We start from the raw sequence: 19,721 nt of genomic DNA, 5'->3' as shown, positions 1-19,721 counted from the left end.
GTCACACCTTGGTGTTGCCCATGTCGACCGTGAGCTGGGTCGCGGTGACGGTGTGCGCCTTGTCGCTCGCGATCCACAGGACCGCGTCGCTGATGTCGTCGACGGTCGCGAGCGGCGACTCGGTGAGGATCGTGCCGAGGCTCGCGGCGAACTGCGGGTGGGCTTCGAGCATCTTCAGACTGCCCTGATCGGTGCCCATCGGCGTGTCGACGCCGTAGGGGTGCACCGAGTTGACGCGGATGCGGTACTCGCCGAGTTCCTTCGCCGCCGCCTGCGTGAGACCGACGAGGCCCGATTTCGCGGCCGCGTAGTTCGCCTGCCCCGGAATCGGTTTGATACCGGCGACCGAGCTGACCACGACGATCGATCCGCCGTTGCCGGCCTCGATCATCGCGGGCACGGAAGCCTTGAGCGTCTTCCACACGCCGGTGAGGTTGACGTCGATCAGCGTCTCCCACTGGTCGTCGGGCATCTCCCAGAATCGACTCCAGTTGCAGATGCCCGCGTTCGCGATCACGACGTCGAGGCGACCGAACTCGGCGACTCCGTCCGCGACGACCTGCGCGAGCTGTGCGCTGTCGCGCACGTCGGCGCGGCGCGCGAGGATGCGCCCGCCTTCGGCTTCGACGAGGCGCACGGTCTCGTCGAGGTCCTCCGCCGTCGCGGGCGCGTAGGAGTTGTAGTCACTCACCGGGGCACACACGTCGATCGCGACGATCGCCGCTCCTTCGCGCGCCAGTCGTACCGCGTGACTGCGGCCCTGTCCGCGCGCCGCGCCGGTGACAAAGGCGACCTTGCCGTCGAACTCTCCCATGACGTTTCCTTTCACATCGCCGCACGCTGCTGTGCGGCAGAGTCTTTCGCGTCGCCGAGACCGCCGACCAGCGCACGCACCGCGGCGCGCGCATCGGTGATCGCGTCGAGGACACCGCGCGGAGCCACCGCGTCGCCGATGCGGAGTCGCCCGGCTCCGGACGCGAAGGCCGGCGACGCGACCGGCCTCGTGCAGTCGACGACGACGGCGCAGTTCACCGTGTCCTCGCCGCCACGCCTGCCGGCGACCGTGACGGCACCGCGGGTGGCCGCGGTGACGGTCGACGCGACGCGGACGTCCACTCCAGCGCGGTGCGCGCGTGTCGCGGGCGGTGCGCCGCCGCGCACACCCCGCGAGCCGAGGACGTCGTCGGGGGTCACCAGGGCGACGGTCCGTCCGGCCGCGGCGAGACCGGTTGCGATGTCGGTCGCCACGTCGTCGCCGCGTGGGTCGAACACGACGACGGGCCCGTGCGGCAGCGCCGACGTCCGTGCCACGGACGCGTCGACCACCGGAACGGTTCCGTCGCAGTCGAACCGGTGCCGCGACGCCTCCGCACCCACCGCGACGAGGACCGGCCGACCCGCGGCCGAGGCGGCCCGCACCGTGTCGTCGTCGACCGGCGTGCCGGTGTGTATCCGCACCCCCGCGCGCGTGCACTCCGCGACGAGCCAGTCGACGAGCGGGACGAACTGCGGCGCCGCAGCGGGCAGCACCCCACCGAGCCGTGCCGCCCGCTCGTAGAGGTCGACGTCGACACCCGCGGAGCCGAGAAGGCGCGCGGCTTCGAGGCCCGCGACACCGCCGCCGACCACCGTGACACCCGCGGAGAGAGCGACGGCATCGGTGTGCCACGGCGTGGTCTCGCGCTCGCCGGAAGGGTATTCGGTGGGATGCGCGACGCACTGCACCGGAAGAGTGCGCCAGTCGTCGACGACGCACGACTGATTGCAGCGCACGCACGGCCGCGGCGCACGGCCGTCGCGCAGCGCCGTGACGAGGCCGGGATCGGCAACGAGACCGCGCGTCATGTCGACGAGGTCGGCGCCGCCTGCGAGCGCTTCGCGCGCACCCACGGGATCGTCGGCAGAACCGACCAGCAGTGTGTCCGCGGCTGCCGGACGCAGCAGCGCGCACAGATCGTCGGGTGCCGCAGTGCGGAAATCGGGCCGATCCATGTCGGGCGCGTACAGGCCGCCGCGCACGGGCACGACGTAGTCGACCAGCGGTGCGACGGCGCGCACCCATTCGGCCGCGCGGGCGGGAGTGATGCCCGCCCACGGCGCGAGTTCGTCACAACTCGCCCGCAACCCCATGATCATGTCGTCCCCCACCGCACCGCGCACCGCAGCGAGCACCTCGGTGAGCAGCAGGTCGCGCCGCGTCCCGTATTCGTCGGTGCGGTGATTGGTGAGGCCCGACAGGAACTGCCGCACGAGCGAGCGGGGGCCTGCGTCGATCTCGATCCCGTCGACGCCCGCGTCTGCAGCGAGCGCCGCAGAATCCGCGAACGCCACCACCAGCGCCGAGATCTCGTCGCGCTCCATCACGACGGGCAATTCACGTTCGGCAGGATCCGCGACCGCGGAGGGCCCCCACAGCGGGCGGCGGTGGTACGCGCTCGTGCCCTGCAGCCCGCGGTGCCCGAGGCTCGCCACGACGAGGCCGCCGTGCGCGTGGCACGCGTCGGCGATCGTCCGCCAGCCGAACCCGCACGACGCGGCGAGCGGTGCCCGCGCGTAGGGGTGGTCGGACTCGTGCACCGAGGCGGTTTCGGTGACCACGACGCCCGCACCGGCGCGCGCGCGTTCGGCGTAGTAGGCGACGTGTCGCGGTGAGAAAGCCCGCTGCATCGCGAGATTCGTCGCGTGCGGCCCGAACACGACGCGCGACGGCGCGCCGCGCGGGCCGATGCGGCACGGATCGGTGACCGTCATCGAGCCCGGTGCGGCGCGGTCAGGACGAGCGCGACGCGCGACGCCCGGCCGGCTTCGCCTTGCCTGCCGCCGCGGCCTTCGATGCGGTGCCCGACTGCTCGACCCCCAGATTGCGCACGAAACCGGGGGGCATCACGACGTCGTCGCGCGTGATGTTCCCGATGCTGTTCTTGCCCAATCCCATCACCGCGGAATCGACACCGCTGCGCAGGATGTCGAGCACGTTCTCGACACCGGCCTGGCCGTTGGCCGCGAGGCCCCACAGGTAGGCGCGCCCGATCATGACGGCGCGAGCCCCGAGCGCGACAGCCTTGACCACGTCGCCGCCGCGGCGCACGCCGCCGTCGAGCACGACTTCGATCTGGTCGCCCACCGCGTCGGCCACCGCGGGCAGCGCACGGATCGGCGCCGGGGTGCCGTCGAGATTGTTGCCGCCGTGGTTGGACACCGAGATCGCCGTGACCCCCGCGTCCACCGCACGCTTGGCGTCGTCGACGCGCATGACGCCCTTGAGCATGAACGGTCCGTCCCACTGTTCCCGGATCCACCGGATGTCGTCCCACGTGGGAAGCGGCGTGTTCATCCACTGGCCGTACGCGCCGAAGAAGGTGGGCGCGGTGCCTGCGGGCGGCTTGAGGTTGGGGGTCGTGAGGTCCGGGATCTCGCGGCGCTTCGCGTATTCGAGCAGCCACTTCGGGCGCAGCGCGCCCTCGGGACCGAACTTGACCATCGCCGCGAGGTCCATCTTCTCGGGGATCTCGGGGCTGCCCCAGTCGCGTCCCATCGAGAACGACCAGTCGAGCGTCATGATCAAGCCCACCGCGCCTGCGGCCTTGGCGCGCTCCATGCGGTGCAGCAGGTCGTCTCGGCTGCCGACCCAGTACATCTGGAAGAAGGTCTGCGGATTCGCGGCGGCGACGTCTTCGATCGACTTCGACGCGAAGGAGCTGAGCCCCATGGCGATTCCGCGATTGGCGGCGGCACGCGCGACCGCGACCTCACCGTCCGGATGGACTGCCTGTACCCCGGTCGGCGAGATCATGACCGGGAACGAGAGCGGCTGTCCCATGACGCTCGTGGTGAGATCGCGTTCGGCCGACAGGCCGGCGACGTGCGGCGCGAAACCGAGTTCCGAGAACGCCTCGATGTTGTCGGTGGTCGTGATGCCCTTCTCGGATCCGGCGACGAGCGCGGCGTACACCGACTTCGGCAGCTGCTTGCGGGCTCGACGCTGCGCTTCCGCGACCGTCTCGAACCACGGATTGCGCGCCCAGGGGTTCTTCATCACGATTCCGTTCGGCTCGGGCCGGCGACGGGAGGCGTCATGCCGGCGAGGGGGTTTTCGTCGCATGCCTTCGACGGCCGGCGTGGCGGCGTCGTGAGCAGGGTGAGCGGCACGGGTGCGCGCGGTGTGCGGCGCTTGCCGGTGCGCGAATGATCCACCGCGGCAGGCGGGATCGTACGGTCGGCGGCGAGGGCACTCTCGCCGAAACCCTGTACGCACTCGGGGTCGGGCCCGTCCATCGGCAGACCCGTGAAGAACTTCGCGGCCATGCAGCCACCGCGGCACGAGTCGAAGTGCGCGCACTTGGTGCAGGCGCCCGCTGTCTGCGGGGAACGCAGTTCGGTGAACAGTTCCGAGTTCTGCCAGATCGACTGGAAGCCGCCGTCGGCGAGGATGTTGCCCGCGAGGAACTCCTCGTGGATCGCGAACGGGCACGCGTACACGTCGCCCACCGGGTCGATGAGGCACACGACGCGGCCCGCACCGCACAAATTGAGCCCCGGCAGCGCGTCGCCGTACGCCGACAGGTGGAAGAAGCTGTCGCCGGTGAGCACTCCCTCGCCGTGCGCGACGAGCCAGTCGTAGAGCTCACGCTGCTGAGCGGCGGTGGGGTGCAGGTCGTCCCACACGTCGGCGCCGCGGCCGGACGGGCGAAGGCGGGTGATGCGCAGCGTCGCACCGTATCGATCGGCGAGCGCCTTGAAATCGTCGAGCTGGCTGACATTCTCGCGCGTGACGACCACCGAGATCTTGGCGTCGCGGAAGCCGGCATTCGACAGGTTCTCGAGTGCGCGCACCGCCATCGCGAACGATCCGGGGCCGCGCACGGCATCGTTGACCTCGGCGGTGGCGCCGTCGAGGGAGATCTGGACGTCGACGTAGTCACTCGCGGCGAGGCGCGCCGCGACCTTCTCGTCGATGCGCACGCCGTTGGTGGAGAACTTGACCCCGACCTGGTGTGCGGTCGCGTAGTCGACGAGCTCCCAGAAGTCGGAGCGGACGGTGGGCTCGCCACCACCGATGTTGACGTAGAAGACCTGCATCCGCTGCAGCTCGTCGATGATCGCCTTGCACTGCTCGGTGGAGAGCTCGCGGGGATCGCGCCTGCCCGACGACGACAGACAGTGCACGCATGACAGATTGCACGCGTACGTGAGCTCCCATGTGAGGCAGATCGGCGCGTCGAGCCCCTGCTCGAACTGGTCGATCAATCTGCCCACAGCCGGCGGAGCCGTGGAGGCCGTCGTGGTCCCGTGCTCGAGCGTCGATGTCACTACTGCTCCTTACGCGGTTGCGTCGCGCCACCGGCGCCTTCGCGCGGGTCGGCCGGCACGATCATGGACGAGTCGGCGAGTGTGGAGAGGGCGTGCAGGTACGGCGCGGCGTTCTCGCCCTCGATGCCGTGCGCGTGCAGCGCGGACCGGGCGTCCGGGTGATCGCCGAGCGCACGCACGACCTCCACGACGACTCGATTCTTGAGGAACGAGAGCTTGCGGGTTCCGAAGTGGTACAGCAACGCACCGAACGGTTCCGGACGGATCGCCACCTGGGGGTGGACGGTCCATGCCTGTCCCGAATCGAATGCGACGCGTTCGCGGCGCCCGGTCTCGGCTGCGGTGGACACGATCAGTACACGCCGCACATGCCGTCGATGGACACCTCTTCGACAAGGCTCTCCTCGATCAGCGCGTCGGCCTGGCGGTCGTCGGCGACATTCTCCTGATGCGACATGACGCTCCCTTCGGTTGCGGGACACACCTTCCGTGGCTGCCCCTTTTCTCTACTGCATGGAACACAATGACACGTGGATGTGCTCTGCATCACCTACATTAATGGCATCGAGTGCAATAATCCAGAGCCGACGGAGAGAAAAATGGAACCGCGAACATGACCAGCCACTCCTCCGCCCCGCACGACAGCGCCCCGCAGGACAGCGCCCCGCACGGCGGCAACCCGAACACCACCGCGGCCGCGCGGCCCGGCAGACGCCCCGCGACATCGCGAGAACGCATCGGCACCGTTGCACTCGAGCTGTTCGTCGAACGCGGTTTCGACGACACGAGCGTGGACGACATCGCCCACGCGTGCGGCATCGCACGCCGCACCCTGTTCCGCTACTTCCCTTCGAAGAATGCCATTCCCTGGGGCGATTTCGACGCGCATCTGGCAAATATGCGCGAGCGCCTCGCGGCCCTGCCGGACGATCTCCCGATGTCCACCGCACTCGCCGCGGCACTGCTCGACTTCAACACCTTCCCCGCGGAGGAAACGGCGAACCACCGAAGGCGGATGGAGCTGATCCTGCGTGTGCCCGCTCTGCAGGCACATTCGGCGCTCATGTACGCGGGCTGGCGCGACGTGGTGGCACAGTACGCGGCGCGCCGCCTGGACGTTCCCGCCGATTCGCCCGCCCCGCGCACGATCGGCCACCTGTTGCTGGGCGTCGCGATGTCGGCATACGAGAGCTGGCTCGACGACCATTCGCTCGACCTCGGGCGACTGCTGGCCGACGGCATGGCGACGCTCGAACACGGCCTCGACGCCGCTCCGCGTGCGGCCACCGGCCACGAGGATGACGCATTCCCTCACGTGCGATAGGCTATTAGAACCTGTTCTAGTTTTGACCGGGGCCCTCCGATCGTGGAGTGAGCGTCGGTGAGAGAGGACGACATGAGCGAAGGCGACACGAGCAGTGCCGACGTGAGCACCGGTGCCGACACGACGACCGTCGGCGACGTCACCGACGGCACGATCGAGGTACCGCACGGCTCACGCTCGGTGATCCTCACCGTCGGCAAGGTGATCGAGGAGACCGACGACGCCCGGTCGATCGTGTTCGACGTCCCCGGCGAGCACGCCGAACGCTTCCACTACCGGCCCGGGCAGTTCCTGACGCTGCGCATCCCCAGCGAGCGCACCGGCTCGGTCGCGCGCTGCTACTCGCTCGCGAGCTCGCCGCACACCGACGACGCGCCCAAGGTCACCGTCAAACGCACCGCCGACGGCTACGGCTCGAACTGGCTGTGCGACAACGTGTCCGATGGCGACAGGATCGAGGTGCTGCCCCCCTCGGGTGTATTCACACCCAAGACGTGGGACCACGACTTCGTGCTGTTCGGCGCAGGCAGCGGCATCACGCCGGTTGTCTCGATCCTCAAGTCGGCCCTCGCCGAGGGCAACGGGAACGTCGCGTTGTTCTACGCCAACCGCGACGAGAAGTCGGTCATCTTCGCCGACGAACTGCGCGCCCTCGCCGACCGGTATCCCGAACGCCTGACCGTCGTGCACTGGCTCGAGACGCTGCAGGGCCTGCCCACCGCCGAACACATCGCCCGTTTCGCCGGGCCGTATCTCGGCAGCGAGGCGTTCTTGTGCGGGCCGTCGCCCTTCATGGACGCGGTGCACCGCGCGCTCGCCGACGCCGGGATGCCGCGCAGTCAGGTGCACGCCGAGGTGTTCAACTCGCTGGCGGGCGATCCGTTCGCCGACGCACCTGCCACCGAGGTGAGCGACGAGGATCTCGCCGACGCCGCGACCGTCGAGGTCGAACTCGACGGCGAGACGCACTCGCTCACCTGGCCGAGGTCGCAGACCCTCGTCGAGATCATGCTCGCCAAGGGGCTCGACGTGCCCTATTCGTGCCAGGAAGGCGAATGCGGATCCTGCGCGTGCACGATCCGCAAGGGCGAGGTCGCGATGGAGAACAGCGAGATCCTCGATCCTGAGGATGTCGAGGCCGGGTACATCCTCGGTTGCCAGGCACGGCCTGTCACCGATCATCTCGAGATCGAGTTCTGACAGGCCGCGCCTCGGTGCCGCCTCAGAACTCGATCTTCACCGCGTCCGTCACCGGGCGGGCCTGACAGCCGAGGATGTACCCTGCGGCGATGTCGTCGGCGTCGAGCATTCCGGTGTTGTCCATCTCCACCTCGCCAAATGTGACAGTGCATGCGCACGAACCACATTCGCCCTCTCGGCACGAGTACGGCACTTCCAGCCCGCGGGCGAGCATGATGTCGACGAGCGTCTGCGACCGCGGCCAGGTGAGTTCGTGGTTCTCGCCGTCGAGTTCGACGAATGCCGTGGCGGCGCCTGCTTCCTCTTCGGCTGACAGCTCGATCGGCTCGACGTCGGCGAACGGGTCGCCCGACAGCGACGTGAACACCTCGGCGTGCACGCGGTCCTTGGGCAGCCCGGCGGCAGCGAGACCTTCGTGCACGGCAGCCATGAACGGGCCCGGCCCGCACAGGAAGGCGCGATGCGACGCGAACGGCCGTGCGAGCCCGGCCAGCGTGCGCGCGGTCGGCAGTCCCTGTACCGATTCGAGCAGATGGATCACGGTGAGCCGCTCGGGTTCGGCCGCCGCGAGCCGACGCAGCTCCTCGGCGAAGATGACCGACTTCTCGTCGCGATTGGCGTACACGAGCACGACGTGAGCGCTCCCCTGGTCGAGCGCCGACTTGAGGATCGACATGACCGGGGTGATGCCACTGCCCGCCGCGAACAGCAGTAGGTTCTCGGCGAGGTCGGGGGGCGTGAACAGTCCCGACGGCGGCAGCACCTCGAGGCGATCACCCACGGACACGTTGTCGCACACCCAGTTCGAGCCGTAGCCGTCGGCGGTGCGTTTGACGGTGACCTTGGGTGCGTCGTCGGTGTGCGGCGAGCTCGCGAGCGAGTAGCAGCGCGCGACCGAGCCGGTGCGCTCGCTGGGGATGCGCAGCGTCAGGAACTGACCCGGGCGGTACGCGAACCGGTCCTCGACGTCCTCGGGGATCTCGAAGACCAGCGAACAGGCGTCGGCGGTCTCCGCCACCACGTCGGCCACGGTGACCAGAACGGAACGGGAACTCTGGGGTGCTTCGACAGTCGTCATGACGACAGGTGGCCTCTCGTACGTGCGTTCATCTCGGGTGCGAAGGTAGCCGCAGGACGCAGGCACACAGTCGAACGGTCCCGGCGAGCGGGAATCGGGAACTGCTGCACTCAGCCCCAGCGGGACTGTCCACCGTCGAGCGGGATCGTGGCACCGGTGAGGTAGCCGGCGTCCGGGCCGACGAGGAACACGACCGCGCGGCCGATGTCGGTCTCCGGGTCACCGACGCGTCCCAGGGGGATGCCCGCGACGAACTCGGCCGCCTCCTCCGGGTTCTTCTCCATCCACCACGCCAGCGCGGGCGTCGACGCGTGCGGCGCCACCGACAGCACCCGGATGCCGTCGCGGCCCCATTCGCATGCCGCCGCACGCGTCAGGGCGCGCATGCCCTCCTTGATCGAGGCGTACGCGCCGTAGTTCGACGCGTCCCAGCGCACCGCGGCGGACGTCACGAGGTTGACGATCGTGCCGCCTCCGCGGGCCTTCAGGTGCGGGTGGCACGCCTGCATCGTGCGCAGGGTGGCGAGCGGTCCGGTCGCGAAGAACCGGACGTAGTCGTCGTCGCGGACGTCGAGCAGCGGTCCGGGTTTGCCGTCGTTCGCGTTGTTGACGAGGATGTCGATCCCGCCGAACCGCTCGACCGTCGCGGCGACCGCGGCGTCGATGTCGTCCTTGACGCTCACGTCGCACCGTACGGGCACACCCACTCCACCCGCCTGTGCGAGCAGCTCGCACGTCGCGTCGAGCTTCGACTCGGTGCGGCCTGCGACGGCGATCGACGCGCCCTCCTTCGCGAGCGCGAGCGCGATGCCCTGTCCGATTCCCTGCCCCGCCCCGGTGATCAGCGCGGTCTTGCCGTCGAGCGTGCCCATGAGTCCTCCGTGTCGGTCGTCGTTCCGTATCCCGGTGCGTCGCAATGTCACATCGTGTGCACTCGATGCACACGATGTGACATTGCGACCGTGGTAAGGGAAAGCGAGAGATGGTCAGGCGAAGGTCGCGCGGCCACCCGCGATGACGGCGGTGCCGTCGAGGTCGAGCTCGAACGCGAGCTCGCCGCGATCTCCCCACGCGCGGTAGCCCGGGGTCTGGCCCGGGAAGAGCGGCGCGGCGAACCTGCCGTCGAGAGTGCGCAGGTCGGCCGGATGCGCACCTGTGGCCCGCGCCAGCTCGAGAGTGCTCGCCGCCAACGTGCACAGCCCGTGCATGATCGGTCGCGGCTGCCCGATGCCCGCCGCCGCGGCGGGATCGATGTGGATGTGATGCCGATCGCCCGTGAGCCGGTACAGCGCGGCCTGCGTGGTCGCGGTCTCCATGACGCCCGTGAACTGCGGATCCCCCTCGGGTGGAGCCGGTTTCGACGGCCCACGCTCGCCACCGAAGCCGCCCGCACCTGGCGCGAACAACGACCACGTCGCGACGAAGTACTCCGACTCGACGACCACCTCGAACACCGCGGCGGCTCCCTTGTCCCACACATTGCCCACCGATGCGGACAGCGCGAGCGCACCGCTGCGCGGCAGCGGGGCACGCACCTCGAGCGTTTGCGACCCGTGCAGCGTGGTCGACTGGTCGAAACCACCGCGTCCGCCGAGTTCGTCGGGAGCCCACTGTGCGAGCGTGAGCGCGAACGTCGGGAGCACCCGCAGCCGATCCTCGAACACGAGGTCCAGTTCGTCCGCACGCGCGCCGACCGCGAGCGCGTACAGGATCGCGTCGCGCTCGTCGTAGGAGACGGTGCGGGTGCCGAGGTCGACACCGCTCCAACGGCCGGCACCGAGCGTGGTGGTCATCAGGCTGCTCCCAGGATCAGGCCGCTGGTCGGGACGGCGGTACCCGCGGTGACGAGGACGTTGTCGATGCCGTCGGGCTGGTTGGTGGACGTGCCGCGCAGCAGTCGCACCGCCTCGGCGATGCCGTTGACGCCGTGCAAGTACGCTTCGCCGACCTGGCCGCCGTGCGTGTTGCTCGGCAGTGCGCCGCCGATCTCGAGATTGCCCTCGCGGACGAAGTCCTTCGCCTCGCCGACGCCGCAGAAGCCGAGTTCTTCGAGCTGCGGGAGCACGAGCGGGGTGAAGTGGTCGTAGAGGATCGCGGCGTCGATGTCGCCCGGTACGAGCCCGGCTTGCGCGTACAGTTGCCTGCCGACGAGGCCCATCTCGGGGATACCGGTGATGTCGGGCCGATAGTAGCTCGCCATCATGTGCTGGTCCTTGCCGCTGCCCTGCGCGGCGCCCTTGACGATCGCAGGCGCGTGCGGCAGGTCCTTCGCGCGCTCTGCCGACACGATCACGAGGGCCTGGCCGCCGTCGGTCTCCTGGCAGCAGTCCAGCAGGTGCAACGGTTCGGCGATCCACCGCGAGCTCTGGTGGTCGTCGAGCGTGATGGGCCGCTCGTAGAACCACGCCTTCGGATTGTTCGCGGCGTGCTTGCGAGCGACGACCGCGACACGTCCGAAATCCTCACTCGTGGCCCCGTATTCGTACATGTAGCGTCGCGCGAACATCGCGACCCACTGCGCAGGGGTGCTGAGCCCCTGCGGCGTGAGCCACGCGTAGGCGGCGCGATCGGCGGTCGAGTCCATCGGACGGTCGTGCTGACCCGCGCCGAAACGCATCCCCGAGCGCTCGTTGAACGCGCGGTACACGACGACGACGTCGGCGACGCCGGTCGCGACGGCCATCGCCGCCTGCTGCACCGACGCGCACGCGGCGCCGCCGCCGTACCCGATGCGGGAGAAGAACTTCAGCTCGCCGAGCCCGCAGTTACGGGCGACGAGGATCTCGCCGTTGGTCTCCATCGTGAACGTCGACAGCCCGTCCACCTCGGACGGGTCGATGCCGGCGTCGGCGAGGGCCGCGGTGACGGCCTCGCACGCGAGTTGCAGCTCGGAACGGCCCGAGCGCTTGGAGAACTCGGTGGCACCGATACCGACGATCGCGGCGGCACCCGACAGTGGGCTCACGGCCATCAGGAGTCCCTTCCTTCCGTTGCCGCCGGGTAGGCGACCGTGACGGTGCCCGACAGATGCTTGCCGAGGCTGTTGGCACCCACGACCTTCACCTCGACCAGCCCGTCGTCCTTCGAAACGACCTCGCCGGTCATCCTCATCGTGTCGCCCGGGTAGTTGGGGGCCCCGAGGCGGATCTTGACGCGGCGCACGGTGGCGAACGGACCTGCCCAGTCGGTGACGAACCGGCCCGCGAGACCGTTGCTGGTGAGGATGTTCATGAACACGTCCTTGCTGCCGCGCTCACGCGCCAGCTCGGGATCGTGGTGCACGTCCTGGAAGTCGCGGGTCGCGAGTGCGGTCGCGACGATCAGCGTGCGGGTGAGCGGGATCGCCAGGTCCGGGAGCACGTCGCCGACGGAGATGTCGTCGTAGCCGCGGCCCGTGACCTCCGGGACGGTGGCGGTCATGCGACCACCTCGACCCCGTCGGCGAGCTGCGCGCCGAGACGCGCGAGATCGGATGCCGAACCGCCGAGCGTGGCACCGATCTGCTTGCCCCACAGCAGATGCCGATGCACGGGGTAGTCGGTGTCGACGCCCATGCCGCCGTGCAGGTGGGTGGTGCGATGCACCACGCGCTGTCCGGCGTCGGTGGCCCACCACTTCGCGACGAGCACCGAGGTCCCGAGATCGGCCCCCTCGGCGAGCAGCCACGCCGCCTGCCACAGCGTCACGCGCATCGCTTCGAGGTCGATGTAGCAGTCCGCCAGCTGGTGGCCGACGGCCTGGAAGGTGGCGAGGGGGCGGCCGAACTGGTGCCTGCCGTTGAGGTAGGTGACGGCCTGCTGCACGGCGCCGGACCCGACGCCCAACTGCAGTGCCGCGAGGGCGAGTTCCACCCGTGCGAGCAGCCACGCCACCGTGGTGCCGTCGGCCGGACCGAGAAGTTCGGCGGGAGCCGACTCGAAGGTGACGTTTCCGCAGATCTCCCAGTCCGTGGACTGGGTCTGCTGCACGGTCACCCCGCCGGCGGCGAGGTCGACGACGAACAGTGCGGCGCCGGTGGGCGTCGTCGCCGACACGATCGCGCGGTCCGCGACGTGCGTGATCGGGACGACGGCCTTCGCACCCGTCAGGGTCCACGCGCCACCGGTCTCGGTGGCGGTGGTCTGGGGGTCGCCGTCGACGTAGGGACCGAACTCCTCGAGTCCGATCGTCAGGAAACTGCTGCCGTCGGCCACCCCGGGCACCAGCGCGGTGCGCTGTGCGTCGGTACCGAATTCGGCGACGGCAAGTGCGGCGAGTGTCGACTGCCAGATCGGTACCGGTGCGACGTGGCGGCCCTGCTGCTCGAGCAGGACGTACAACTCGGATACGCCGAGGCCCCCGCCTCCGAGGTCCTCGGGGAGCGCGATTCCGAGCAGGCCCGTCGAGGCGAGTTCACGCCACAGGTCGCGGTCGATCCGCTCGTCGCTCTGCTCGACCTGCTTGACGCGGTCGATGCCGGCCTTGCCGGTGAAGACGTCGGCGGCGAGTGTGCGAATCGCTTCCTGCTCTTCGCTGAAGGTGAAGTCCATCTACGAGTCCTCCCGTACGGCCGGCCGGAACGCGGGAAGCGTCAGGTCCGGGTCGGCGTCGATCCAGTCCAGTTCCACCGGCATGCCGATCTCGACGTCGCCGGGCGCGATGCCGGTCATGTTCGCGATCAGGCGGGTGCCTTCCTCGAGCTCGATCGTCGCCACGACGAGCGGGTACTCGAAGCCGGGAATCCGTGGATGGTGGTTGACGACGAAGCTGTAGACGATGCCGCGGCCGGACGCGTCGACGGTGTCCCAGTCGAGCGACCGGCACTGCCCGCACATCGGGCCCGTCGGATGGCGCAATGTGCCGCAGTTGCTGCAGCGCTGGATCACCAGTCGGTGTTCCTTCGCAGCCTCGAACCAGAACGCGTTGTCGGCGTTGAGCGCCGGACGCGGACGCAGTCCCGGGATCGGGCCCGCCTTCTCGTCCTTCGCCGACGGCTTCTCCGAGCCCCTCGATCCGGCTTCCTCGCCACCCTTCGGCTTGAAGCGCAAGGTGCGCCACCGCTGCGTCGCGACGGTCTCGTCGTTCCCGTTGCGGTAGGTCTTGAGGGTGGTGACGAAGTGCCCGGTACCGAGGCCGGTCTTCTTCTCCTCCGAGATGTCCTCGATGACCTCGGTGAGCGAAACCCGGTCGCCGGTACGCAGTTCGGTGAAGAACTCGAAGTCCGAGTCGGTGGCGACGACGGACGTGAAGCCGGCGCCGTCGAGCGTCGCGATCAGGTCGGTCCACACCTGGGACGGGTCGTTGTTCGCCATCTTGTCGGTGAACGTCCGCATGGTCCACACCTGCGCCATGAGCGCGGGCGCGACGGCGCCGTCGCGCCCGGTGGCGCGCGCCGCGTCGTCGTCGAGGTAGATCGGGTTCGTATCGCCCATCGTCTGGATCCAATGGCGGATCATCGGCGTGTTGACCTCGTCCGGCCCCCAGGTCGTCGGGGTGAGGACCTTGCCCTCGAAACCCTTCAGGGTGGTGAAGAATTCGCTCACTTGACCCTCTTCTCCCGCACCAACCCGAGGCCCATCGTCGCGACCATGTCGCGCAGCACCTCGTTGACACCGCCACCGAACGTGTTGACCATGCCCTGCCGCGAGATCTGCTCGATCTGGCCGGCGAGCAGCGCGCCGGGTGATTCGGGCCGGATGCGTCCCGCCGCACCGAGGATCGAGAGCAGCGTCCGGTAGACGTCGATGTGCGTCTCGGTGCCGTAGGCCTTGGTGGCGCCCGCGTCGGCGCCGGACAGCGTGTCCGCGGCGACGGCCGCGGTCATCTTCCAGTTCAGCAGCCGCATCGCTTCGAGCCGTGCATGCGTGCGGGCGAGTTCCTGTTGCACCCAGGGGATCTCGATGGCCCCGTTGTCGGTGGCCCATTCGCGGACCTGATGCCAGAGCCCGTAGGTGCGGCCGCCGATCGCCGCGAGGCCGATGCGCTCGTGGTTGAGCTGCGCGGCGATGAGCTTCCAGCCGCCGTGGACGTCGCCGATCACGTTCTCGTCGGGCAGCCGGATGCCGGTGTAGTACGTCGACGTCACCATCAGGCCACCGACGGTGTCGATCGGCGACCACGAGAAGCCCGGATCGTCGGTGGGCACGACCATGATCGAGATGCCCTTGTGCTTCGGCGCGTCCGGATCGCTGCGGCACGCGAGCCACACGTAGTCGGCGGTGTTCGCACCCGACGTGAAGATCTTGTTGCCGTCGATCACCCATTCGTCGCCGTCGCGCACGGCGCGCGTCTTGAGCGATGCGAGGTCGGTGCCTGCCTCGGGCTCGGTGTAGCCGATCGCGAACACGATGTCGCCGGCCAGGATGCCGGGCAGGAACCGGGCCTTCTGTTCCTCGGTGCCGTACTTCATGAGCGTCGGACCGACGGTGTTGACGGTGACGAACGGGAACGGCAGGCCGGCGCGCTGCACCTCGTCGAAGAAGACGAACTGTTCCTCGATGGACCGGCCCTGGCCGCCGTACTCGGTGGGCCAGCCGATTCCGAGCCACCCGTCCTTGCCCAGCAGGCTCACGATCTCCCGGAAGTACTCACCACCGACGCCTTGCTCGCCGGCCTTGCGGCGCTTCTCCTCCGGCAGCAGACCCGCGAAATACGCGCGCAACTCGCGGCGCAGTTCCTGCTGTTCGGGGCTCTCCCTCAGTTCCATGTGCCGGACGCTAACGACGACGACGCCGGGACGTGGGCGTCGTCTCGCACAGCGGGAGCGGGGTGGACCGATCGGCGCCCGGCGGGGTGTGATGCAGGCCATGCCGTTCCCCATCGCCGAGTTGTCCGCACGGTACGCGCAGGCCGTCGACCGACGCGACCGCGACGCGCTCGCCGCACTGTTCGCACCCGACGTGACGTTCACGCTGCCGCCCGCGCTGACCGGCGGCGACGCGTCCACGATCACCGGCGCACGGGAGGTGGCCGACGCCGTCGTCGGCGCGGTGTCGCACCTGATCGCGACGCGTCACGTGGTGCACCAGCAGGTGGTGGACGGTCTCACCGGCGAGCTGTACTGCACGGCGCACCATCTGTACCGGCGTGAGGACTCCGTGCGCGACAACCGCATCGCGCTGCGCTACGCGGACCGCTACGTCGCATTCGGGGACGGATGGGTCTTCGCTTCTCGTTCGCTCACGGTCGACTTCAGCGAAGACGTGCCCGTCCGCGTACCGTGACCGTCAAGCGCGGTTGGTGAGCGCCGCGTAACGAGCGATGTGCTGGTCGGCGGAACCGAATTCGTACTCGACGGCGGTGAGCCGACGGAAGTAGTGGCCGATGGCCAGCTCTTCGGTCATGCCCATGCCGCCGTGCAGTTGCACGGCATTCTGGCCGACGAAGCGGGCGGCGCGCGCGATGGTGGCCTTGGCGGCCGAGACGGCGAGTGCGCGCTCCACAGGATCGGCACCCAGGGTGAGGATCGCCAGGTACACGGCGGCAACCGCCTGCTCGACCTCCATGTGCATGTCGACCATGCGGTGCTGCAGCGCCTGGAACGAACCGATCGTCGCCCCGAACTGCTTGCGCTGCTTGGCGTAGTCGACGGTGTCGGCGAGCACCTTGCGCATCAGGCCCACCGCTTCCGAACAGACCGCGGTGGTGGCCTCGTCGACACCCTGCGCGATCGACTCCCACGCCGTGCCCTCGCCGCCGAGGAGCGCGTCGGCGGGCAGGCGCAGCCCGGTGAAGGTGAGGTCGGCGGTACGGCGGTCGTCGACCGTGCGGTAGTCGTGGCTCTCGAATCCGGCGGGCAGGTTCGAGTGGTCGAGGTCGACGACGAACAGCGAGATGCCGTCGGTGTCGCGTCGCTCCCCCGAGGTGCGCGCGGTGACCAGCAGGTGGTCGGCGAAAGGTGCACTGGTGACGACGATCTTGCTGCCGTCGAGAATCCATTCGTCGCCGTCGCGCCGAGCCGTGGTGGTGACGTCGTCGTAGTGCTGGCCCGACGTCGGTTCGAGTGCCGCGAAGGCGGTGAGAGCGTTGCCGTCGACGATCTCGCCGACGAGCGTCGTGGCGCGCTCGCCCCCCGCGCGCCGCAGCAGACCGCCGCCCAGGACGACGGTGTCGACGAACGGTTCGACGACGAGGGCCTGACCGAGCGCCTCGGTGACGATCATGAGTTCGACGGCGCCGCCGCCGAGTCCACCTTCGCTCTCGGGGAGGGTGGCACCGAGGATGCCGAGCTCGTGGGCGAAGCTGCGCCAGATCTCGGGCTGTCGGCCGAGACCTGTTTTCGCGGCGGCGCGACTCTCCTCGAGGGTGTAGCGCGCGGCAAGGAACTTGACCAGGCCGTCACGGAGAAGTTCCTGCTCTTTCGTCAGAGTGAAGTCCATCAGAGCCCCAATGCTGCTTTGGCGAGAATGTTCCGCTGAATCTCGTTGCTGCCGGCGTAGATCGAGCCGGCGCGGTCGTTCAGGTAACGCAGTGGCGCGACAGCCTGCCACGACTCTCCGCTCACGTACCCGCCGTCCGGTTCGACGAAGTCGGCGATCGGGCCGCCGGGCGCCGTGGCGTGCGGTTGGTAGACGCGGCCGCGGGGGCCTGCGGTTTCGAGCCAGATCTCGGTGAGGCGCTGACTGAGTTCGGTGCCGAGGACCTTCATCGTCGACGACGCGGCGCCGCCTACGTCGACACCGGCGGACAGGGTGCGGTATTCGAGAACCTCGAGCACCTTGGTGCGAATGCGCGCTTCGGCCAGCTTCGCGGCGAAGACCGGATCCTCGAGGAGGGGACGCCCACCGGGGCCGGGCTGCTGTGCGGCGGCCTCGGCGATGGATTCGGCCATGACCTGCAGGGCCGGCGCCGCCGCGCCGCCGCCGCGCTCGAAGAGCAGCAGGTACTTCGCGACGGTCCAGCCGTCGTCGATCGTGCCGATGACATTGGACTTGGGCACGCGAACCTCGTCGAAGAACACCTGGTTCTGGACCTCTTCGCCGGACGACATGACGAGCGGGCGGATCTCGATACCGGGGGTGTTCATGTCGATCAGCAGGAACGTGATGCCTTCCTGCTTCTTGCCGGTTTTCGACGTGCGCACGAGGCAGAACATCCAGTTCGCCTCCGTGGCATGGGTGGTCCAGATCTTGCTGCCGGTGCACACGAGGTCGTCGCCGTCGTCGACCGCGGCCATCGACAGCGACGCGAGGTCGGATCCGGCTTCGGGCTCGGAGTAGCCCTGGCAGAAGAACACCTCGCCGGTGAGGATGCGGGGCAGGAAGAAGTCCTTCTGCTCCGGGGTGCCGAACGCGACGATTGCGTGGGCGACCATGCGGATGCCCATCGGCGACAACGACGGAGCGCCGGCGAGTACCGATTCGCGGCTGAAGATGTAGTGCTGCGTCAGGCTCCAGTCGCATCCCCCGTGTTCGACCGGCCAGGCCGGCGCGGCCCAGCCTCGCTCGTGCAGGATGCGCTGCCACTCCATACTCGCCTCGTGATCCGAGTACACACTCGTCATCAGCCGGCCGGCCTGCCGCAGTTCGGGCGTCAGTTTCTCGTCGAGAAAGGCGACGACCTCGTCACGAAACGCCGCGTCGTCCGCGGACCACGCCAAATCCATCTGCACTCCCTCGCGTCATGCCACTCCGTGTCGACCGCTGCCGGTCCAGACCACTGCCGGTCCAGACCACTGCCGGTCCGATCCCTGTGCGGCGCCGAACCAGGAAGTTAACCTAGCGTCGCAATCGTGGAGCCGTCAATGACGGACGCGGGCACTGCGGGGCAACGCCCGAATAATCGCTCTTCACCGGGTGCGATGCCGCAGAGCGGGGAACCGAGCCCGGCCGGCGCGAACCTTCCGAGCGAACGGGAATTCGTCCGTGCGCACTCAGGAGAAGACGGTGCGGAAGGCGGCGACGAGGCGAGGGAACACCGCCACCGCGCGATCCGGGTCGGCGTCGAGAGCCTGCAGTGCGACCATGACGTCGGTGACACCCGACGCGACGAGGGTCTTCGCGTGGTCGAGGGTCGCGTCGAGGTCGATCTCGCCGCCCGCGGTCTTCGCGACGGACAGGCGACCGCGCACCTCGAGCGTGCCCGGGTCGCGCCCGGCATCGGCGAACGCGCCGCGCATCACGCGCACGCCCTCGGCGAGATCCGCATCGGTGGCGCCCATGATGGGGATCCAGCCGGTGCCCCACCGCGCGGTGCGGCGCACCACGGCACGCGACAGCGAACCCGACACCCACACGGGGACCGGCCTGCGCGGGGAGCAGTACACGTCGGAGAACGACACGGTGCCGTTGTCGACCGCGGCGGGCGCACCCGACCACAGTGCGTGACACACCTCCAGGGTGTCGTCGAGCAGTCGGCCGCGCTGCGCGAAATCGAGGCCCGCGGCTTCGTATTCGCGGGCCTGCCACCCTGTTCCGACACCGAGGTCGAGGCGGCCACCCGACAGCAGGTCGAGGGTCGCGGCCGTCTTGGCGAGCACGGCTCCGCCGCGCAGTGCCGCGATCACGATGCCGGTACCGAGCCGGATGCGTTCGGTCTGTCCGGCGAGGACGGCGAGGACGGTGAGCGGTTCGAGCCAGTGCTCGTCGGGCGCGGTGGGGAAAGCCGACCACGTGTAGCCCGACGTGTCCGACCCCATCACGACGTGGTCGGTGACCTGCAGCCGGTCGAATCCGGCTGCGTCCGCCGCGCGGCACACCGCGAGCAGTTGCCCGTAGTCGTCCGCGGCGAGTGCGGGTCCGAAATTGGGGACGTTCACGCTCAGCGTGGGCACGTCGCGATTCGCCACGCCGCTGTTCGTCACACGGTTGTTCGTCACGTGGAGGTTCCTCT

Annotated in this window: 20 protein-coding genes; 3 read left to right on the top strand and 17 right to left on the bottom strand. The window is 69.2% G+C overall.

Annotated elements, in window-relative coordinates; all coding sequences use genetic code 11:
- Position 1: 1 nt before the first annotated feature.
- From HCA44_RS02685 to mftA, 6 genes are read right to left on the bottom strand one after another with little or no spacing between them, the layout of a single operon-like run.
- Complete coding sequence (locus HCA44_RS02685) at positions 2-814, bottom strand: mycofactocin-coupled SDR family oxidoreductase (RefSeq protein WP_169647004.1); 813 nt, start codon at positions 812-814, stop codon at positions 2-4.
- 11 nt (positions 815-825) lie between these two features.
- Positions 826-2,751, bottom strand: a complete 1,926-nt coding sequence (locus HCA44_RS02680) for an FAD-dependent oxidoreductase (RefSeq protein ID WP_169647003.1) — start codon at positions 2,749-2,751, stop codon at positions 826-828.
- 19 nt (positions 2,752-2,770) lie between these two features.
- Positions 2,771-4,036 carry a pre-mycofactocin synthase MftD gene (gene mftD, locus HCA44_RS02675; RefSeq protein ID WP_169647002.1) on the bottom strand — a complete coding sequence of 422 codons (1,266 nt, stop codon included), beginning with the start codon at positions 4,034-4,036 and terminating at the stop codon, positions 2,771-2,773.
- A complete protein-coding gene (gene mftC / locus HCA44_RS02670) occupies positions 4,036-5,310 on the bottom strand; it encodes a mycofactocin radical SAM maturase (protein ID WP_169647001.1) in 1,275 nt (424 codons plus the stop codon). Before mftC ends, mftD begins: the two co-directional genes overlap by 1 nt.
- On the bottom strand, positions 5,310-5,660 hold the full coding sequence (gene mftB / locus HCA44_RS02665; protein ID WP_169647000.1) for a mycofactocin biosynthesis chaperone MftB: 351 nt from the start codon (positions 5,658-5,660) through the stop codon (positions 5,310-5,312). Before mftB ends, mftC begins: the two co-directional genes overlap by 1 nt.
- Before the next feature lie 2 nt (positions 5,661-5,662).
- Positions 5,663-5,767, bottom strand: coding sequence for a mycofactocin precursor MftA (mftA, locus tag HCA44_RS02660; protein WP_169646999.1), 105 nt, complete (start codon positions 5,765-5,767; stop codon positions 5,663-5,665).
- A gap of 156 nt (positions 5,768-5,923) precedes the next feature.
- Between mftA and mftR the strand changes: the two genes are divergently transcribed.
- Together mftR and HCA44_RS02650 are read left to right on the top strand one after the other, a co-directional pair.
- Positions 5,924-6,634 (top strand): mycofactocin system transcriptional regulator, encoded by a 711-nt coding sequence (gene mftR / locus HCA44_RS02655; protein ID WP_169646998.1) that lies wholly within the window; start codon positions 5,924-5,926, stop codon positions 6,632-6,634.
- Positions 6,635-6,706: 72 nt separating this feature from the next.
- Positions 6,707-7,834, top strand: coding sequence for a ferredoxin--NADP reductase (locus HCA44_RS02650; RefSeq protein WP_169646997.1), 1,128 nt, complete (start codon positions 6,707-6,709; stop codon positions 7,832-7,834).
- 22 nt (positions 7,835-7,856) lie between these two features.
- Here HCA44_RS02650 and HCA44_RS02645 read toward each other — a convergent pair whose 3' ends face one another.
- From HCA44_RS02645 to HCA44_RS02610, 8 genes are all read right to left on the bottom strand, one after another.
- Positions 7,857-8,912 (bottom strand): ferredoxin--NADP reductase, encoded by a 1,056-nt coding sequence (locus tag HCA44_RS02645; RefSeq protein ID WP_169646996.1) that lies wholly within the window; start codon positions 8,910-8,912, stop codon positions 7,857-7,859.
- Between the two features lie 110 nt (positions 8,913-9,022).
- Positions 9,023-9,784: an SDR family oxidoreductase gene (locus HCA44_RS02640; RefSeq protein ID WP_169646995.1), complete on the bottom strand. Its 762-nt coding sequence runs from the start codon at positions 9,782-9,784 to the stop codon at positions 9,023-9,025.
- Positions 9,785-9,898: 114 nt separating this feature from the next.
- On the bottom strand, positions 9,899-10,705 hold the full coding sequence (locus HCA44_RS02635) for a MaoC/PaaZ C-terminal domain-containing protein (protein WP_169646994.1): 807 nt from the start codon (positions 10,703-10,705) through the stop codon (positions 9,899-9,901).
- Positions 10,705-11,883: a lipid-transfer protein gene (locus tag HCA44_RS02630; RefSeq protein WP_169646993.1), complete on the bottom strand. Its 1,179-nt coding sequence runs from the start codon at positions 11,881-11,883 to the stop codon at positions 10,705-10,707. Before HCA44_RS02630 ends, HCA44_RS02635 begins: the two co-directional genes overlap by 1 nt.
- Positions 11,883-12,332: a MaoC family dehydratase gene (locus tag HCA44_RS02625; protein ID WP_169646992.1), complete on the bottom strand. Its 450-nt coding sequence runs from the start codon at positions 12,330-12,332 to the stop codon at positions 11,883-11,885. Before HCA44_RS02625 ends, HCA44_RS02630 begins: the two co-directional genes overlap by 1 nt.
- Positions 12,329-13,441: an acyl-CoA dehydrogenase family protein gene (locus tag HCA44_RS02620; protein WP_169646991.1), complete on the bottom strand. Its 1,113-nt coding sequence runs from the start codon at positions 13,439-13,441 to the stop codon at positions 12,329-12,331. Before HCA44_RS02620 ends, HCA44_RS02625 begins: the two co-directional genes overlap by 4 nt.
- Complete coding sequence (locus HCA44_RS02615; RefSeq protein WP_169646990.1) at positions 13,442-14,434, bottom strand: bifunctional MaoC family dehydratase N-terminal/OB-fold nucleic acid binding domain-containing protein; 993 nt, start codon at positions 14,432-14,434, stop codon at positions 13,442-13,444.
- Entirely contained in the window at positions 14,431-15,597 is a 1,167-nt protein-coding gene (locus HCA44_RS02610; protein ID WP_169646989.1) for an acyl-CoA dehydrogenase family protein, read from the bottom strand. Before HCA44_RS02610 ends, HCA44_RS02615 begins: the two co-directional genes overlap by 4 nt.
- Before the next feature lie 100 nt (positions 15,598-15,697).
- On the opposite strand from HCA44_RS02610, the gene HCA44_RS02605 reads away from it, so the two are divergent.
- Positions 15,698-16,114, top strand: a complete 417-nt coding sequence (locus HCA44_RS02605; RefSeq protein WP_169646988.1) for a nuclear transport factor 2 family protein — start codon at positions 15,698-15,700, stop codon at positions 16,112-16,114.
- A 3-nt stretch (positions 16,115-16,117) separates the two neighbouring features.
- Here the strand turns inward: HCA44_RS02605 and HCA44_RS02600 are convergent, their stop codons facing one another.
- From HCA44_RS02600 to HCA44_RS02590, 3 genes are all read right to left on the bottom strand, one after another.
- Positions 16,118-17,269 carry an acyl-CoA dehydrogenase family protein gene (locus HCA44_RS02600; RefSeq protein ID WP_169646987.1) on the bottom strand — a complete coding sequence of 384 codons (1,152 nt, stop codon included), beginning with the start codon at positions 17,267-17,269 and terminating at the stop codon, positions 16,118-16,120.
- On the bottom strand, positions 17,269-18,495 hold the full coding sequence (locus HCA44_RS02595; RefSeq protein ID WP_169646986.1) for an acyl-CoA dehydrogenase family protein: 1,227 nt from the start codon (positions 18,493-18,495) through the stop codon (positions 17,269-17,271). The genes HCA44_RS02600 and HCA44_RS02595 overlap by 1 nt, the downstream gene beginning before the upstream one ends.
- Before the next feature lie 267 nt (positions 18,496-18,762).
- Entirely contained in the window at positions 18,763-19,662 is a 900-nt protein-coding gene (locus tag HCA44_RS02590; protein ID WP_169647333.1) for a TIGR03619 family F420-dependent LLM class oxidoreductase, read from the bottom strand.
- Positions 19,663-19,721: the final 59 nt, after the last annotated feature.

Origin of the sequence: Rhodococcus sp. HNM0569 (genome assembly GCF_012726205.1) — a bacterium.
In the GTDB taxonomy this organism is placed as follows: domain Bacteria; phylum Actinomycetota; class Actinomycetes; order Mycobacteriales; family Mycobacteriaceae; genus Rhodococcus_F.
Note: the sequence above shows the minus strand (reverse complement) of the source record. Positions and strands in the feature narration are given on the sequence as shown.

Excerpts from the sequence above, each read along its gene's own strand:
- HCA44_RS02685 (WP_169647004.1), bottom strand. The coding sequence starts at position 814 with ATGGGAGAGTTCGACGGCAAGGTCGCCTTTGTCACCGGCGCGGCGCGC.
- HCA44_RS02680 (WP_169647003.1), bottom strand. The coding sequence starts at position 2,751 with ATGACGGTCACCGATCCGTGCCGCATCGGCCCGCGCGGCGCGCCGTCG.
- mftD (WP_169647002.1), bottom strand. The coding sequence starts at position 4,036 with ATGAAGAACCCCTGGGCGCGCAATCCGTGGTTCGAGACGGTCGCGGAA.
- mftA (WP_169646999.1), bottom strand. The coding sequence starts at position 5,767 with ATGTCGCATCAGGAGAATGTCGCCGACGACCGCCAGGCCGACGCGCTG.
- mftR (WP_169646998.1), top strand. The coding sequence starts at position 5,924 with ATGACCAGCCACTCCTCCGCCCCGCACGACAGCGCCCCGCAGGACAGC.
- HCA44_RS02650 (WP_169646997.1), top strand. The coding sequence starts at position 6,707 with ATGAGCGAAGGCGACACGAGCAGTGCCGACGTGAGCACCGGTGCCGAC.
- HCA44_RS02645 (WP_169646996.1), bottom strand. The coding sequence starts at position 8,912 with ATGACGACTGTCGAAGCACCCCAGAGTTCCCGTTCCGTTCTGGTCACC.
- HCA44_RS02640 (WP_169646995.1), bottom strand. The coding sequence starts at position 9,784 with ATGGGCACGCTCGACGGCAAGACCGCGCTGATCACCGGGGCGGGGCAG.
- HCA44_RS02635 (WP_169646994.1), bottom strand. The coding sequence starts at position 10,705 with ATGACCACCACGCTCGGTGCCGGCCGTTGGAGCGGTGTCGACCTCGGC.
- HCA44_RS02630 (WP_169646993.1), bottom strand. The coding sequence starts at position 11,883 with ATGGCCGTGAGCCCACTGTCGGGTGCCGCCGCGATCGTCGGTATCGGT.
- HCA44_RS02625 (WP_169646992.1), bottom strand. The coding sequence starts at position 12,332 with ATGACCGCCACCGTCCCGGAGGTCACGGGCCGCGGCTACGACGACATC.
- HCA44_RS02620 (WP_169646991.1), bottom strand. The coding sequence starts at position 13,441 with ATGGACTTCACCTTCAGCGAAGAGCAGGAAGCGATTCGCACACTCGCC.
- HCA44_RS02610 (WP_169646989.1), bottom strand. The coding sequence starts at position 15,597 with ATGGAACTGAGGGAGAGCCCCGAACAGCAGGAACTGCGCCGCGAGTTG.
- HCA44_RS02605 (WP_169646988.1), top strand. The coding sequence starts at position 15,698 with ATGCCGTTCCCCATCGCCGAGTTGTCCGCACGGTACGCGCAGGCCGTC.
- HCA44_RS02600 (WP_169646987.1), bottom strand. The coding sequence starts at position 17,269 with ATGGACTTCACTCTGACGAAAGAGCAGGAACTTCTCCGTGACGGCCTG.
- HCA44_RS02595 (WP_169646986.1), bottom strand. The coding sequence starts at position 18,495 with ATGGATTTGGCGTGGTCCGCGGACGACGCGGCGTTTCGTGACGAGGTC.